A 16,177-nucleotide genomic window follows, 5' to 3' on the forward strand; every position below is an offset into this window, starting at 1 on the left:
GGTATCTAATTGATTTTATGTGGTTTTCTTCCTTCTAGCGCTCGCGCAAATGGTAATCGTATTTATGGGTTATGTTGCCCTCGGCGTCGCGCATTATTGAGAGGCGCCCAAAGGCATCATACTCATAGAATGAGGGCATACCGTTAGGGTCAGTGGAGCTGGTCATGCCCTTCCCAGGGTCGTGGGTATAGGTTGTCATCTGCGCCTCCGAGGGGTGCAGCCGAACATCGTCGAACCAAACGTTATTCCCTCCGTTGGCCTCCCTTTTGTTGCCAAGGCGCAGGCCCAGCTGCACCACGTCGGCCGGCACCGTCGCTCTCCCCTCCAGCAGGGTCCACTGGCCACGGTCGGTGGTGGAGACCGTAGCCACATGCGTGAATTCTACTCCCATGTCGCGCCCGGTAGCGTCGCGCATGAAAAGTGAAAGCTCCGCTTCTGGCCCGTCGCTATATACCCAAACCGAGTAGGTGAACTCCTTGGGCAGTGACAGGGAAATGTCGAGCCACCTGTAACTGCCGGTGGATTGGTCGGTCGGATGCGCGGTCAGTTTATCGGTCAGGCTCTGGTTTACAATCCTGCCCGAGGTGCGTCCTGTGTGGGCCCGGTCAGTGTCATACTGCACGGTCCCCTGCCAGCCAGCGCCCTCCTCGAAATTGGCATGGAAAATTTGGCTGGCTGGAGCGTTGCGGGCCTCGGCGATCTGCAGGCGTCCCCTGTATCCCCAAATGTAGGCCACCCGGCGGGTTCCCTGCTCTAGGATCTCCTCTGGGAGCCAGTTAGGACCGTATTTCACGATTTGGATTTCTCGCTTGTCTGCCCCCCCTGATGGATGCACTATCTCCCTGTGAGGTAGAAACTTGGGGATTCCAGGCTGGCTGGGGTTTGTCCAAGCTTTGTAGTACACCTGCCGCTCATATATTGAGGTTCCATCCCTTAGACGCCTGGTCCACAGCGGCTGGATCACATTCGCGGCCCTTAAACCTTCCACCGCCGCCCGCTCCCCGGGCGAGTAGCCTATTAGGGTTACGTCCGAGTTTGTGTAGAGGGTAGAGTCCAGCTCCAGCACTCCATCGCTGCCGGTACGCGAGGCGCGCACCGGCTCAAGCAGGAGGCTGTCGTAACCGTAGTTCGTCTCAACAACTACCTCGTCTCCCCCCTCGTAGCGGCGCGACACCGTCTTCGTCAGATATATCGGCACTAAATCTAAGCGATGGTCTCGCTGGAGGAGGACAGAGGGATAACAAAGCGAGAAAGTAAACCCTTGGTCTTGAGATCCTATCACAGTATTCTGAATATCAGGCCGAACCATCTCCAACTCTTTCATGAAAAGACGGACCTCCCTGGGGTTTGAAGGCAGCTGAAAGAATGGTTCCGTGTTACTCCCTGGGTTTCCGTAGTCCCGGGACAGGGAATAAAAGCTTTCCTCAGACTGAACAATGTCAAATGCACTATTCTCCCATTTATAAACATGCTTCTCTGTCAGCAAAGGGGGAAACCTGATAAATTCCGTCCTCCCATATCTCTCTAGATTAGTGTCATACTTATACACTATTTTGCCGGCCTTCCCTTTGCCGTCGGCCTCTTGGCTGTCATAAAATTCTGAAACCTCGAAATAGCTCAGCGAATTATCAAACCAACTGGAGAGCAGGGGAACCACAGGTGAGGACTGCTCCTCAAAGATAGTGCAGGTTAATACTTCCAGTAGTTCCCTCGGGATATCGGAGTTCTCGTATCCGCTGGGCATGCTCCCTAAGAAGCTGAACTGGCTGAAACTTTCAAAGAGCAGTGAATTCTCGGTAACACCCTCGTAGGTATAAGAGCGCTTTTTGAGATTCATACCTCCAAAATCACTTTCTAAAATCTCTTTTACCCTGAGTCCGCTCCAACCACCTGTGTTCAGCTCATAGGCGAAGGAGGTGCTCCCCCCTGTTGGGTAAATCATCTTCGTTAGAATAGAAGCTTTTGCAAAAGAGAGGTTGGGCTGCCGTTCTGAACGGCTTGGTAACAGTGAACTATTGGTAGCCCCATTGTAGAATCCACTGATATCAATGGAAGTAGACAATCTATCGGGAAGGTTCAATGGGTCATACTCAAAAGAATACAGTTCACCATTGGTGCTACCAGACTTCTTCTTCAACCCGTAAAGCTTAAGTCTCCTGTTGGCGCCATTGGGGCCAGAGAAATAGTCCTGTAGCAGTTCCATATTGTATTGCTCCGCCAACGATCCGTTAACTTCCTCATAAAATGTAACTTTTGAGAGCCTTCTGTTAGAGGGGTGGTCCAACCGGGTACCATATTCAAAACTTACCTGTTGCCCATTGGAGGCGACAATCCTCTTTAGAAAAAACTCAGTAGCGCTGGCTTGGCCAGGCATGAGCGTTTTAAATTCTTGCCCTCCCTCCAGGTGGCATCTGGTGCAATCATAGGCATTTACCCTTTGTTTAAATTCTATTCCTTGGGTGGCGTACCCATAAAAGACTGTCTCATATTCGAAAGTCAGGCTTCCCCCATCGTAAGTGTCAATCCTGGTCAGGGCATAGGTGGGGTTTCCCATCATCCCTCCCGTCATGGATGCTTCCCTCCTCCCGAAGGTATATCTGTTCCCCTTAGTGTCTACAAAATAGTAAGTGGGCGAGGCCCCATCTGGAGTACCTGGATCCTCCACCCATATCCTATTATCGGAGATCGGCACCGTATAGCCGTCTGTTCCATTCATAAGGAATCTTGCACTCTGGGTAGGCATATTGATGTAATAGATGTCTGGTCTGTAAAGCCTCCCAGTTTCTATATAGTAGAGGGCGGTTTGTGCGTCTTGGGGATTGTTGTAGATTTGGTCCTTCGTGGTGCATGGGCCCGTGAATGGATTTGCCGTAATGGAAAGGTCAAGGAATCGTTCGACTTTTTCGGTATGGGGGGTTCCCATTATTTTGGCAGAGATAAACCCGCCTGCGTTTAGGGTCCACCCCAATCCTGCCACGGAGGCAAAGTCCTCCACTTTGTTCCCCCCAGAATGGTAGCTGAGGCTAATAGGCCATGTGAAACTCCCTACCACCATTTGCCCCAGCGGGACCTTAATTTCAGGCACACCGGTGTTGTAGTTCACAGGCACATCGCCGTACCGTTGGAATGATGCCATTTCAGGACTTGAAGGAACGAAAGTTTTTATGACCCCGTAACCACTGCTTTTGCCCTCCCCCCCGACGCTAGCCTGCCCTAAAGCTTTACTGTAAAGGAAGGGTGATGCTATAATTAGGATTACTTTAAGATGTCTCTTTGCTGCCTCCCTTACTTTAGCTAACTGTCGTTGGGTGCTTCCTTTAGTTGCGGGGTATAAATATATCATATTTTATTGTAGGGAATTTGATATGAAGTGTTCTGCTGAATATTCCTGCCATTCCCCTCGCGAGTAGAAGGTACTCGTAACTTTGGCAACTTTTCCCAGCCGTCTCTCAACCAAGGGGGTAGCCTATGGTTTTCAAACTCAGATTTGAGGGGGTGTTGTTTTTATTGGTTTTGTATCTGTTTGTGTAGAATCATCTTTGAGAGGCCTATCATGGTATGTGGCTACGATCGATATCTCAAAGCAATTGGTCCTAATGATCTAAAGTGATTTAGGCCTGGGAGCAAGTGGCAAACCTTAATTAGTTCTGTCTGGATCATTCCACCTATAATGGCTTTTGACAGTTCAGGTAAGGCATAGGAGTTTAGGAAAGCCTAAGACAGTATGAACGTATTAGTAGGTTTTTACGTTTAGGGGAACTCCATCAGTGGATACCATACAAACAACCATTAATTTTTTAAATAAAATCACTTATAATCACACAACTATAAATGATTTTTAATAAATATCAAAATTATATTGATTTTTTTTTACAAAACAATAAAATAACAACCTACATAATTAGAAGCTATCTCATAAATGATCTTAGCAGAATTAGCATGCAAGCCAGCAAAATGAATGGTTTGTAGTTCTCCACCTTGTACTCATATCGAGTGACACATCTTCTGTGATTGAAGAGCTAGGCGAAGGACCTTTTCACTTTCCATCTTCTCTTGTAGCACCTTAGTTTCCTGCCATCCTGGGTCTTTTTCTTTTTCCTGTTGCCCCTATGGGGAGCAATCATGTCAATGCCTTGCTGATGAAGAGCCTCATCCGGAGGATCAGAATCATAGGCTTTATCGCCAATGGGCTTTCTAGGTGAAGGCTCGGTAAACCGCTCTTCCAGCACCTTTTCCACCAGCTTCACTTCATGGGGAGATGCTGATCCGACTAAGACAGATAGTATAGTACCACCAGCGTCAGTGACTGCCATGATCTTGGTCCACTTCACTCCGCTTAGTCTTGCCAACAGAAGCCCCCCTTTTTGGCCATGCATAATGAGCCATCGATAAAACACTCGCTCAAATCCACACCGCCTCTTTCATGGAGGTCCCTTGCCAGGGCCTCTACCGCCTTCTGCATCACTCCCTGTTCTCTGCACTGCTGAAATCTTCTATGGCAGGTCTGGTAAGGAGGATACATGGGTGGTAAATGGCTCCACTGTGCCCCAGTCTTCAGGATCCATAGAATCCCCTCCAGTACATCCCCCCTATCTCTCCAGGGTCTGCCTTTGCCGTCAGACCGTTTAGGACCGTCTAGAATCAAGTCCTTTATTACCTCCCACCGCTTATCTGCCAACTTCATGACAAATTAACAACCTCCTAAGAAATAAGGTCCCCATTTATGAAATAGCTTCTAGTAACTATTTTCAATCTTATAACGGCTTTTATGTAAAGCCGAAGGGGATTCACTTAGCTTAAGATGTGTCTTATGTTCAAAGGATAAATAACAAAGATTATTGGATAGCCTATCTTCAAAGCAGCCGTTTTATGGGATATGACTATTTTTATTTGAGATACAAATTCGATTTAGCTCTCAGGCTTCTGATATCGTGATTTTTAGAAATCATAGGTCAGCTGAGTACCAGGACATAACCATTTGATATGTCCTGGTACTCAGCTGAAATTCACTTTGAGTCCCCTGTCTTATACTTGTGAGGCTTCAGATCTGGGTGCTTAGGTTGTGTTGCAGGAGTAACGCGTATTCTCTCATCAGGTGTCCCATCTTGTTTTTTCGGCTTAGGTCCTGGCTTAATTGCTTCTATTGTTTGCATAAGATAAAGAATGTACGGTTAAAGGTCGTATCATAAAAATAGAATTCATTTTCCAAGGTAAATGAGATGATTCAGAAAGAAGGTTATGGGTGAAAGGGCTGCCCAAGGAGAAAGGCTCATCCGAAAACGCGCCGGACGCGGTCCTAGGCCAGAGGGGATCCAATCATCCTCCTCTTCTCTGGATTTAAACTACCAGGCTGGTAGAAATTGCCCGGCGGCAAAAACCTTTCCCCTGCCGCTCCCAAATGTGATTCCAGCCAAAGAGTAATCACTGGGTGCAGCGGGCATCGGGGTGCCACTGGAAAACTGAATTAAAGACTTATTTCCCCAAGCCCCCGTATTATTTGTTAACTGGTAGGCGCCGGCAAAAGGCACAAGTCGGTGCGCATACTGATATGGAATCCCTAATGGCGCCGTACCCCGACGGCTTTTCAAAATGGACGGCAGGAAATTTAACAGTCGGACTCAGAGCTGCCGGGAGGACTGTGAAAAGGATGTATGGAATTCTCAACCAGCCGACCACGGCTCCAAGAAAAATAGGACGGGGCATGTTTCCCCAACGCACATCCCCCTGCAACACCCTGTACTAACTCTCTATGAGTCACTTTCATATAGGTCGTATTTATTTACTCATCACCCATACCTGTTTAACCATTCTCTGACGCCCGCCGGAGCCTTTCCGGCTCATGGCGCCTTGGTCTCCATCCACCATCTTAAGCACCGGTAGGAGGGACACGGAGATCACATCCGTTTAGGGACCACAATAGGTAACCGGCTACACTGTCCTGTTTTGGTTTTAGAATAGAAAAAAAATAAAAGAGCAATTGAAAATTTATGACCTAGAAATAAGGTGAGCATTTTTTTATCCAAGTTTAATGGAGCGGCTGTGAGTAAGTCCTCCCTTTCTCTTGGCTTTCCACTTGAACTTGACCCTATTTAATCACGGCATGTTAAGTAGTAACAGTAAGTAACAAACCTCAAGTCAAAGCTAGAATTACTTTTTCTCTTTATTTATTTTCTGGCACTGCCTCTGGTTAAAAAATAGGACTAGGCACATCACCATTATTAGGAGGCTAAGGACCAGCAAAAATTTGATTGAGAGGTTTTTACCACCCACCGCTACTTCTCCGGTGAAGAAGAGATCATCGGGATCGATCATAAAATTATTTTCCTCCATAATTAACCCCTCCTTGTTAATTGAACATACTTTTTATTTTTGTCTGCATAGGCCCAACCGTAGCTCCCCGAGAAGTAAAAGTTCTTCTCCCCCTCCGTAACACCCTGTGACATGACATTGAACCTAAAGCCTTCCTGTGCCATAAGCTGGCGGGGGACTGGCTCGGCGCCGTGTCTCCCATACAAGTCACGCATGATCTCATCGTTGCGCAGGAGGGCCTGCAGGCTGGAGGCCATGGGCTCCCGTACCCACGGGCTGTCCTCCAGTTTTTGCTGTAACTCATTGTTATACATGAGTACCTCTTGTAACTTTTCCTTTACCGGTTGAAGGTCCGTGTTCCCGTACTGGCCCAGGGAGAGCGTCATGGCCACGTACTCTGCCAGACTCAGGTCCAGGGAGTCCGCATCCCTGAGTAGATCGCTATGCATCTGGGGGCTTACCCTACAGGCCACAGCCACAGTGGGGTCCTTTTTCTTTTTCATTTGTAACATTAAGTGAGTTAGACATTGTTAAACTAATACCTGTGACAGGTCGATTCAGCCGGGAACACCACCGGGTCGCACATGCCCAGGATGCGCTCGGTGGTGCGCTTCCCGTACTCCTGCTCCAGCCTGTCCCGGCGGTAGTTGGTGGTGAAGTGGGTGAGAAGGCTGTGGGAGTCGAAGAGCTCGGCCCGGATGTTGACCAGCTCCGCGGTGGTGTCCACCTCCTGCCCGCCGTAGTACCTCCCCCTGCGCTCTGACAGGATGTCGTCGAAGGCGAACTCCATGAACCTTCCATTGTACATAGTCTTGGCGGTCCTCTGGATGGAAGCCGGCCCCTCGGTCTCGAAATCATGCATTATGCTCTGGGCGGATTTCAACCCAAAGGATCTGTCGCGTCCCCACTCGTTCCTGAAAAGCCGGAGCAGTTTCAAAATATGGGTCTTCCCCACGCTGGGCGGCCCGCTCAGGAGTACGCCGTGGTAAGGACGCATGCCGAATCTCTCCAGGGCCCCCAGGTCCTGGGCGAAGCAGGCGCAAACCTTGAGAAGGGGAATACGGTTCCATTCGTCAACTGTGAATTCGGCTTTCCAGCTCCTCTTCTCCTCCTTGGAGGCCTGGCGGGCATGGAAGTCCGCCAAGCAGGCCAGCAGTTGCTCGGCCCCCATCCCGTGCAGCGGGCTAGAACCCCGTCCCCTGGTAATCCGGGATGTCGTGGTTGGCGCGGACCGACCTTCCTTGAGTAGGTTTCCTATCTGCATCTTTTCTGTGGTTAAATCTGTGTGCCTTCAAAATCCACCCTTTAACTGCGGCATGCATATCCCGCATCTCATTTAGGCCGACCATCCATCCTTTGGACTGGTAATAATTATGGAACATTTGGCTCTCTGCTGTCAAATCCAAGTCCTTCACCATCTCTGCCGGCAGGAGCCCCATCTCCTGCCTCACCTGGTCCACCGTGGGCACAGACCTGGCAGCGAAACTTGGATTAGATTTTTCCGTTCTGGCGGGGGTTCCCCTTTCCCTCTTGTCATTCTTATTGTCATTCATTTTACCTATATAGAGTGACGGCAAGGATTGTGAACACGGGTGTCCCACCCCCTGGACTTGTGTGTCCAGTCCCCCAGACTCCGGCGTCCCGGGCAGGGGAAGCAGGTGGATCTCCCGGCGGTCGAAAGGAAGCGGGCTCACCTTTACCTCCACATAGCCGAGCTTGGACAATTTACTGATCCCGCGGGAGATGGTCTTGGTGGTCTTGCCGTAGAGTTCGGCCAAGTACTTGTTTTTAGGCCAGCAAAACCCATTCCGGCCGCAGAGAGCCACGATCTCGGCATTGAGGAGCTTTTCCCCATCCAAGAGCCTCTCGTCGAACCGCACCGCCGCCGGCAGCACGGACTTGTTGCTAGGTCTTTTAATGTCTACCATCTCTCCCCCTTTTTTCTGTTGATGGCCTGTGCCTCCAGGCCGATCTCGTCGGCCGAGCGCACGACGTTGGAGAGGGCGAACCGTTCGCACTCGGCCCGCTCGAAGTAGATCTTCTTGCCGCCCGGGCGGCTGTAGCGTAGCTTGCGGGCGCCGATCAGCTTGTAGACCTGGTGCTCGGAGAGGTCCAGGAAGCTGGCGCACTCGGCCACGCTCAGGAAGGGCTTGTAGTAGGCGGCCTGCCTGTTCAGGAGGTCCTTTATCGCGGACAGCTCCTCAAGTAGTTTTTCCATTTGTTATGGGTTTAGGTTTAACTGATACCCAATGTTACAACCCTTTTGAGACCATGAAAAACCACCGCAAATTCCTATGTCCCTTATCTCAATCCTATGTCCAAATGCCGAATCCTATGTCCTTGCCAAATGCGGTGGGATTAAGTTCCTATATCCACCGGCCTATTAGATAAGGAGACAAGTCTTTGATTATGGCTTTGCAAAAAAAAGACCGCAGGGTGCAGTCTTCATTATCGGAACTAATTGTTACAGAGATATGATCTTCTTGTTTAGGGCCTCACTGAAGTAACGCTCCATTTCACTGATCCATGGCCTCCCTACAGACGAGGAGATGTTGAGCTTATTAGCTGCCTGGGAGAGCGCTATTGATTGGAAACTGTTGCCTTCCCCGTCCCTGAAAGTCCCGATCAGCCTGGGCAGAAGCCAATACCCGAACCTACCCACCTCTTCCTTTGAGTAGTCCTCCAAAGGAGGGCCCTTCTCGTCCTCGTTAAGCACATTCTTCCCCAGCCACCTGAAAATATGGACTAGCTTCCCAGGGTTCCCAATCCAAGCAATGGGGGCTGAGGGGCCAGACACACTGAATAGCAAGTCGAACTCTTCCTTAGGAAAGGATCTATCCAGCAGCCCTTCCCTGATGAAATAATCGTAGAGTTGCTGCATTGTAATCGGCTCTGGGGTAAACGCCCATGGGAAACCGTGAAGCCTGCCCATTAGGTCCTTTCTGCTTTGCCTACCCCTCTTCCTTTTGTAACCGGTTGTTCCCTGCTTCCCCTCAACCTTTGGAGGCTCAGGAATCTGACCTGCTGCGGAACCCTTTCCAATCACGGGCAAACCTTGTATCTGATTGTTACCGCCATTCTGCCCTTCAAGGGTTTGCTGTCCATCAGAGATCTCCCCGTACCATTTCACCAGTACCTGCTTGACAGTAAATAACCGCACCGCCTCAGAGAGCATGCATACGTAGCGGTTGTCCTTTTCAAGCCCCTGGAGTGTTTCGCAAGCCTCAGCAGTAGTTTCACCAGATAGATGTGCCCTGGCAAAAACCTCGGAAACCTTACCGACGCTAACCTCTGTCAATGAATGGACGAAATGGTTTTGTTTGGAGGCTTCCAACATCAAGGAAACGTGGTGCTCCAACTTAGACTCTAAAGCCTTAAGGAAAGACGCATCACTGTATGAGCCTGTCCTCAGCTCTGCTTGGATTGCTCTCAAGGAGTACCTGGCCCAGTAATTACCTTCGTCAATGGCTATAGAAGCAACACGCCTAAGCTCTCGTATCAGCTTTGGGTCATCACTCTTCCAATGCTCCTGCAGTTCATCCACCTTCAACCACATATAACGCTAGCTATTTTAAGTCTTAGAAAATGATCTCGGGCAGCCTCTCCACCGCCTTCTCCTTGAGCGACTCCACCAGCCGGACGTACTTCTGCGTCTCCACCAGGCTGGAGTGGCCCAGCAGACCCGAGACCGAGCGCACGTCAGCCCCGGAGATGAGCAGGTTCGTGCCGAAGGAGTGCCGGGCGCAGTGCCAGGTCACCTTCTTGCCTATCTCCGCCTTGTTCGCCCAGCGCTGCAGGTGCTTGGCGCAGGTCGTGCTGGAAGGCAGCTCGAACACCTTCCCGTCACGCTTCGGTTTCTCTCCCAGTAGTCTGAGTGCGGTGTTATTTAGATTAACGACAACCTCCTTGGAGGTCTTCTGCTGCTTGAGCCGGATCACTGAGCCCGCGACGCCCTTCCACTCCAGCGCCTGGATGTCGCAGAACCTGAGGCCCGTCACGCAGCTGAAGAGGAAGGCCCGCTTCACCTCCGGGAGGTAGCACTCAACATTCGCCATCAGTTGGATCTCCTTTGTGGTGAGCACCTCCTTCTCGATTCCCTCAGCGTAGCGGTTCTCCACCTCCTCGGCCGGGTTGCGGTCGATCAGGCCATCCTTCACCGCCTGCCGGAGCACCTTGCGGAACTTCTTGAAGTAGTTGTAGGGCGTGGAGCCGGTGCACTTTGATTCCAGGTGGCTGCGGAACCTGGCGCAGAGCCGCACGGTCACCTCCGAGAAGGGCAGCGCGCCCGTCTCCCCCAGCATGGCCTTGAACTGCTTCCCCATCGCCTCCATCACCCGAAGGTCCTTCTTGGGGTAGGACTCGACGTACTCGTCCAGGTAGGCCAGGAAGTCCGCCCGTCTCTGGACCGAGGCCTTCACGATGAGGCTGTTCTTTGACAGCTGCAGCTCCCGCTCCGAGCGGATGCGCTCGGCCAGCAGCTGGTTGTCCCTGTTCTGCTGCCGGTCCCTGGAGGTCTTGGGGCTTTCCATCAGGTGCAGGCCCAGGAAGTCGTAGCGGCGCTTGCCGCCCTCGTTGTAGTCCAGGTAGAGTGTCTCGCCGCCCGCCGGTAGTCTGCGGGCGCGCAGCTTCACCAACTTCCCCTTCACGATAACGCGCGTCTGGGATACCTTCCCCGCCTCGGCGGCAGGGCTTGTCTTTGCCATAGTTTTATTGGATTTTCAGAAGGTGCAACTAGCACCTCTCAAACGTAGGAAAAGGAAGTATGAGTAACAAATAAGTAACATAATTTATTTTACCACCTATTTTCAACTACCACCAAAAACTATAAAACGTGCCTTGAAATGCTTAAAAAAAGGTTTTTACTTGTAGTTGTTTGCACATCTTAACCTATTGTATTCCCCTACGGACTACCAGAGGGGAAAAGCAGGAAATATCCAGCTTTTCCCCTTTTTTCTTTTTCAGCATTTTAGAAAAGTAAAATCCATCTGTCCCCAAAACGATTTGATACGCTCAATTCCCCAGTAAATAATTTCTTCCACTTGCCGGATTGTCATTTCACTTGTTATAAAATTGTAATAAACCACTCACTATTAAAAGGAACTTCCCTTCCATTAATTCTTCCCTTCCATTAATTAAAAAGTGCCAAATAAAGCAGTCCCATGTGCAAATTGCACATAGGACTGCTTTCTTTGGCACCGGAAGGGTATTACTCTGGTTGGTCTTTTCTGTTATTTCCAGCCGCCGCCAAGCGCCCGGTAAATATTCACTACGGCCTGCATCTGCTGCATCTTGGTTTCCACCAGGTCAAATCTGGATTCCAGCGCATCGCGTTGGGTCATGAGCACTTCCATGTAGTCGGCCCGGGCTGAGTTGAAGAGCGTGTTGGAAATCTCGATGGACTGCGTGAGTGCTTCCACTTCTCTGGCTTTCAGGTCATAGCTTTTCTCCAGATTATTGATCTTGGCTAACTGATTCGCTACTTCTATGTACGCGTTCAGGATGGTGCGCTCATAATTGTACACCGCCTGAATCTGCTTCGCGTTGGCACTGTAATAGACGGCCTTGATCGCGTTTCTGTTCACCAGCGGCGCGGTGATATCACCGGCAAGGGAGTACAGCAAGGACTCTGGCTTTAACACAAACGTTGGGTTGAACGCCTGGAAGCCAATACCCGCCGAAATCTCTAAAGAAGGGTAGAAACGCGCTCTGGCCACCTGTACATCCAGCTTGGAGGCTGCCAAGTCCAACTCAGCCTGTTTGATGTCTGGCCGGTTGGCGAGCAACTGCGCCGGAACACCGGCCTGAATGGCTTGAGGCGTCAGGTTCTCTAATGGCTGGGAGTTTCTCTGCACCGGTTGCGGAAATCTGCCAATCAGGAAGTTGATGCGGTTCTCGGCTTCCGTGATCTTCTGCTGAATGTCATATTGCAGGCTTTGGGTGTTGAGCACCTGGGCCTGGAAGCGGCGCACCGGCAACTCGGTCACCCGGGCGGCCTCTTTCTGCAGCCTGACAATCTTCAGAACATTGCTTTGCAGCGCTATGTTCTGCTTGACAATAGCCAGTTGGTTGTCCAAGGCCAGCAGCTCATAGTAGTTCTCGGCAATCTCAGAGATCAGGTTGGTCACCATAAAGTTTCGGCCCTCCACTGAGGCGAGGTACCGGCTAACCGCCGATTTTTTGGCATTCCGCAGCTTCCGCCAGATATCCACCTCCCAGGTAGCATACGCGCCTACCATATAATCCTGAAGCGGTTCCGGCATTTCCTTGCCCGGCTTGATGTCCGTGGTCGCTTCCAGGGCCCCAATGTTGGTGAACCGAGCCACCTTATCCAGGCCCGCGGCTCCTCGCAGCCCCACAGATGGCAGGTATTCGCCTTTTCTGGCTCTTACTTCGTTTCTGCTGATCTCAATTTCCTGTTGGGTGATGTTCAACTCCTGGTTGTTCTGCAAGGCCGTGTCAATCAGGGCCGTCAGGTAAGGATCGGTGAAGAAATCCTTCCACTTCACCTGCGCGGTGTTGGTGGTATCCTGCGAGTTAGAATAACTCGCGGGCATGGCCGCATTCGCTGACTTCTGGATTAACTCAGGGGTTTTACAGGCTGAATAGGTGAGGGCGATAAGCGCTATCCCCAACCAATTCCATCTTCTATTCTTAAACATTTACTTCGGTGTCTACAGGTTGGGGAAAATTGTCAATGGAATGGACATAGTCCTCGGTTAAAGTGGTCTCCTCTTCATTTCTGATCAGCTGACGTCCATCGGCCAGATGGCCGAAGATGAAGTACAGCCCCGGCACGATGATGACCCCGAAGACAGTCCCGAACAGCATTCCGCCCATGGCGGAGGCTCCAATGGTCCGATTCCCGATGGCCCCGGCCCCGGTGGCGATTACCAACGGAATCAAACCGGCGATAAAGGCGAACGAAGTCATCAGAATTGGCCGGAAACGCACTTTAGCTCCTTCAATGGCGGCATCGAGAATTGTGGCTCCCTGCAGGCGCTTGAGCACGGCAAATTCCACAATCAACACGGCATTTTTACCCAGGAGACCCACCAGCATGATGAGCCCGATCTGGGCGTAGATGTTGTTCTCCAGCCCCATGAGTTGGAGCACCAGGAAGGAACCGAAAATCCCCACGGGCAGGGAAAACACCACCGCCAACGGAATAATAAAGCTCTCATATTGGGCGGCCAGCACAAAGTAGACGAACGCCAACACAATGGCGAAGACGTAAATGGATTCGTTGCCGCGGGTAGCCTCATCGTACGAAAGACCTTCCCAGGCAATGTCATAGCCTTTAGGCAACGACTTAGCTGCTACTTCCTGAATGGCCTGGATGGCGTCTGCGGTGGTATAGCCTTTGGCCGGTTGCCCCTGAATGGCCGCTGAGTTATACAGGTTGAAACGGGTAATCTCATTGGGCCCCTGCGTCTTCTTCAGCTTCATGAACGCCGAATACGGCACCATTTCGCCCGCTTCGTTCTTCACATACAGATTCAACAAATCAGAGGGAAGTCTTCTGTATTTAGGGTCAGACTGCACGTACACTTTGAAGAACTGGTTGAACTTGGTGAAACCTTGCTCATAGGTACTCCCAATCAGGATGTTGAGATTATCCATGGCTTTGCCAATAGACACTCCTTTCTGCATAGCCATGTTGTTGTCAATCTGCAGTTCGTACTGCGGATAATTGGCGGCAAAGAAGGTGAACAAGCCCGAGAGCTCTTTCCGCTTGCCCAGATTATCCATGAACTCTTGATTCACTTTGTCGAACTCGTGGTAGTCGGTCTCGGAGTTTTTGTCCAGAAGACGCATGGAGAAACCTCCGGAAGAACCAAAACCGGGGATTGCGGGCGGCTCAAAGAACTCGATCACCGCGCCCAGTCCTTTGGATCGTTCCTCCAGCTCTTCCATGATCTCTTTCACGTTGTGCCTGCGGTCTGACCAGTCTTTCAGGTTGATCAGACACGTCCCCGCGTTGGAGCCCCGGCCTTCGGTCATGATCTCGTACCCAGCCAGCGAAGACACTGATTCCACGCCGTCAATCTCTTCACAGATTTTCTGAAGCTTTTGAGACACTTGGTTCGTTTTCTCCAACGTAGAGCCCGGCGGTGTCTGGATGATGGCGTAGATGGTGCTCTGGTCTTCGTTCGGGATAAAGCCGGACGGCACAATCTGGTTTTCGTAGAAGATACCGGCACCAAAGGCGATCAACACCCCAAACGTCACCCATCTTCGGCTCACAATAGAGGTCAGCAAACCCACGTATTTTCCGGTTAGTTTTTCAAAACCACGGTTAAAACGGTCCAGGACCCTAGAAAGGATATTGCTTTTCTTGGAGTGCCCGTGGTGGTTTTTCAGCAGCATAGCGCACAGCACTGGCGTAAGGGTAAGCGCAATCAGCGCCGAAATCACAATGGAACTGGCCATGGTGATGGAGAACTGGCGGTAGAACGTACCCACCGGACCCGTCATGAAGGAGATAGGCAGGAATACCGATACCATTACCGCGGTAATCGCAATAATAGCACCACTGATCTCGCCCAGCACTTTTTTCACCGCGCTGTAGGGTGAGAGATGCGGCTCTTCCTCCATTTTGGCGTGCACGGCTTCCACTACCACAATGGCATCATCCACCACAATCCCGATGGCCAGCACCAACGCAAAGAGCGTCACCATGTTAATGGAAATGCCCAGGAACTGAATGATAAAGAAAGCGCCAATCAACGATACCGGAACCGCCAGGATGGGAATCAGGGTAGAGCGCCAATCGCCCAGGAAGATGAACACCACAATGGCCACCAGAATAAACGCGTCGCGCAGGGTATGCACTACCTGCTCAATAGAGGCATCCAGGAATTTGGAGACGTCATAGCTGATTTTATAATCCATGCCCGGCGGAAAATACGGACGCATCTCCTCCAGCTGCGCCTTCACGTTGGCAATCACTTCGCTGGCGTTGCTGCCGTAGTTCTGCCGCAACACAATAGCCGCCGACGGACGGCCGTCCAGGTTGGAATAGATGTCAAAGAATTCACTGCCCAGCTCCACTTTGGCAATGTCTCTCAGGTGAATGCTTTCCCCTTCGGCGTTCGCCCGGATGATCACATCATTGTATTCCTCCGGCTTGTTATATCGGCCTTTGTAGGTGAGCACGTATTCCAGCGACTGCGCCGCGATACCAGAACTCTGCCCTAACCGGCCCGGGCGACCGATGATGCTTTGCTCCCCTAACGCCTTCATTACTTCTTCTACTGAGATGTTGTAGGCGCGCATCCGGTCGGGGTTCAGCCAGATGCGCATGGCGTAGCGGCGGCTACCCAGAATCTGTGCCCGGGCAACCCCTTTGATCCGCTGGATCTCGGGGATCATCTTCACGGTGGCGTAGTTGAACAGGAACTTCTCGTCCATGCTCTTTTCCTTGGAATAGAGGTTGACGTACATGAGCATGCTGGGCTGCACCGGGGAGATCACCACGCCTTCACGCTGCACCAGTTCCGGCAAAAGCGGCATGACCTGGTCTACCCTGGTTTTCACCCGCACCACCGCATCATTGGGGTCGGTGCCGGGCTCAAAGATGATCCGGAGCGTTGCCTCGCCGGCACTGGTGGCATCTGAGGCGATGTACCGCATGCCCTCCACACCATTAATGGCTTGTTCCAGGGTAATCAAGGTGGACTTCACCAGCACATCGGCACTGGAGCCCGGGTAGGCAATGAAGATGTTGACCGTGGTGGGAGCAATGTCCGGGAACTGGGAGATAGGCAGCTTTTTGATGGCCAAGCCGCCCACAAAAACAATCATGATCGATATTACAATCGCGAATACCGGTCTTCTTATGAATTTACTGAACATGTCTTCTGCTTTT

Annotated in this window: 11 protein-coding genes; all 11 read right to left on the reverse strand. The window is 51.2% G+C overall.

Translation table 11 applies throughout. The features are described 5' to 3' along the window. Positions 1-34: 34 nt before the first annotated feature. The gene (locus tag FHS90_RS08675; RefSeq protein ID WP_182512745.1) at positions 35-3,343 is read right to left on the reverse strand and encodes an RHS repeat protein; all 3,309 of its coding nucleotides are present in this window, start codon (positions 3,341-3,343) and stop codon (positions 35-37) included. A gap of 676 nt (positions 3,344-4,019) precedes the next feature. Continuing rightward, positions 4,020-4,376, reverse strand: coding sequence for a transposase (locus FHS90_RS22850; RefSeq protein WP_377047811.1), 357 nt, complete (start codon positions 4,374-4,376; stop codon positions 4,020-4,022). Beyond that, positions 4,337-4,684 carry a transposase gene (locus FHS90_RS22855; protein WP_377047810.1) on the reverse strand — a complete coding sequence of 116 codons (348 nt, stop codon included), beginning with the start codon at positions 4,682-4,684 and terminating at the stop codon, positions 4,337-4,339. The genes FHS90_RS22850 and FHS90_RS22855 overlap by 40 nt, the downstream gene beginning before the upstream one ends. Positions 4,685-6,332: 1,648 nt before the next feature. Beyond that, positions 6,333-6,758 carry a hypothetical protein gene (locus tag FHS90_RS08685; protein WP_182512746.1) on the reverse strand — a complete coding sequence of 142 codons (426 nt, stop codon included), beginning with the start codon at positions 6,756-6,758 and terminating at the stop codon, positions 6,333-6,335. A gap of 86 nt (positions 6,759-6,844) precedes the next feature. Further along, positions 6,845-7,453 carry a hypothetical protein gene (locus FHS90_RS08690; RefSeq protein ID WP_182512747.1) on the reverse strand — a complete coding sequence of 203 codons (609 nt, stop codon included), beginning with the start codon at positions 7,451-7,453 and terminating at the stop codon, positions 6,845-6,847. 40 nt (positions 7,454-7,493) lie between these two features. Next, on the reverse strand, positions 7,494-8,237 hold the full coding sequence (locus tag FHS90_RS08695; protein ID WP_182512748.1) for a helix-turn-helix domain-containing protein: 744 nt from the start codon (positions 8,235-8,237) through the stop codon (positions 7,494-7,496). Continuing rightward, complete coding sequence (locus tag FHS90_RS08700; RefSeq protein ID WP_182512749.1) at positions 8,231-8,527, reverse strand: helix-turn-helix domain-containing protein; 297 nt, start codon at positions 8,525-8,527, stop codon at positions 8,231-8,233. Before FHS90_RS08700 ends, FHS90_RS08695 begins: the two co-directional genes overlap by 7 nt. Positions 8,528-8,773: 246 nt before the next feature. Continuing rightward, positions 8,774-9,865, reverse strand: coding sequence for a hypothetical protein (locus FHS90_RS08705; RefSeq protein ID WP_182512750.1), 1,092 nt, complete (start codon positions 9,863-9,865; stop codon positions 8,774-8,776). Positions 9,866-9,887: 22 nt separating this feature from the next. Then, positions 9,888-11,012 (reverse strand): site-specific integrase, encoded by a 1,125-nt coding sequence (locus FHS90_RS08710; protein WP_182512751.1) that lies wholly within the window; start codon positions 11,010-11,012, stop codon positions 9,888-9,890. 525 nt (positions 11,013-11,537) lie between these two features. Then, on the reverse strand, positions 11,538-12,968 hold the full coding sequence (locus FHS90_RS08715) for a TolC family protein (RefSeq protein ID WP_182512752.1): 1,431 nt from the start codon (positions 12,966-12,968) through the stop codon (positions 11,538-11,540). Continuing rightward, positions 12,961-16,164, reverse strand: coding sequence for an efflux RND transporter permease subunit (locus tag FHS90_RS08720; RefSeq protein ID WP_182512753.1), 3,204 nt, complete (start codon positions 16,162-16,164; stop codon positions 12,961-12,963). The genes FHS90_RS08715 and FHS90_RS08720 overlap by 8 nt, the downstream gene beginning before the upstream one ends. Positions 16,165-16,177 lie beyond the last annotated feature (13 nt).

This window comes from Rufibacter ruber (assembly GCF_014138425.1).
Taxonomy (GTDB): Bacteria; Bacteroidota; Bacteroidia; order Cytophagales; family Hymenobacteraceae; genus Nibribacter; species Nibribacter ruber_C.

Bases quoted from the DNA above. Each gene is read 5' to 3' on its own strand.
- FHS90_RS08695 (WP_182512748.1), bottom strand. From the start codon at position 8,237: ATGGTAGACATTAAAAGACCTAGCAACAAGTCCGTGCTGCCGGCGGCG.
- FHS90_RS22850 (WP_377047811.1), bottom strand. From the start codon at position 4,376: ATGCATGGCCAAAAAGGGGGGCTTCTGTTGGCAAGACTAAGCGGAGTG.
- FHS90_RS08720 (WP_182512753.1), bottom strand. From the start codon at position 16,164: ATGTTCAGTAAATTCATAAGAAGACCGGTATTCGCGATTGTAATATCG.
- FHS90_RS08675 (WP_182512745.1), bottom strand. From the start codon at position 3,343: ATGATATATTTATACCCCGCAACTAAAGGAAGCACCCAACGACAGTTA.
- FHS90_RS08705 (WP_182512750.1), bottom strand. From the start codon at position 9,865: ATGTGGTTGAAGGTGGATGAACTGCAGGAGCATTGGAAGAGTGATGAC.
- FHS90_RS08685 (WP_182512746.1), bottom strand. From the start codon at position 6,758: ATGCATAGCGATCTACTCAGGGATGCGGACTCCCTGGACCTGAGTCTG.
- FHS90_RS08715 (WP_182512752.1), bottom strand. From the start codon at position 12,968: ATGTTTAAGAATAGAAGATGGAATTGGTTGGGGATAGCGCTTATCGCC.
- FHS90_RS08710 (WP_182512751.1), bottom strand. From the start codon at position 11,012: ATGGCAAAGACAAGCCCTGCCGCCGAGGCGGGGAAGGTATCCCAGACG.
- FHS90_RS22855 (WP_377047810.1), bottom strand. From the start codon at position 4,684: ATGAAGTTGGCAGATAAGCGGTGGGAGGTAATAAAGGACTTGATTCTA.
- FHS90_RS08700 (WP_182512749.1), bottom strand. From the start codon at position 8,527: ATGGAAAAACTACTTGAGGAGCTGTCCGCGATAAAGGACCTCCTGAAC.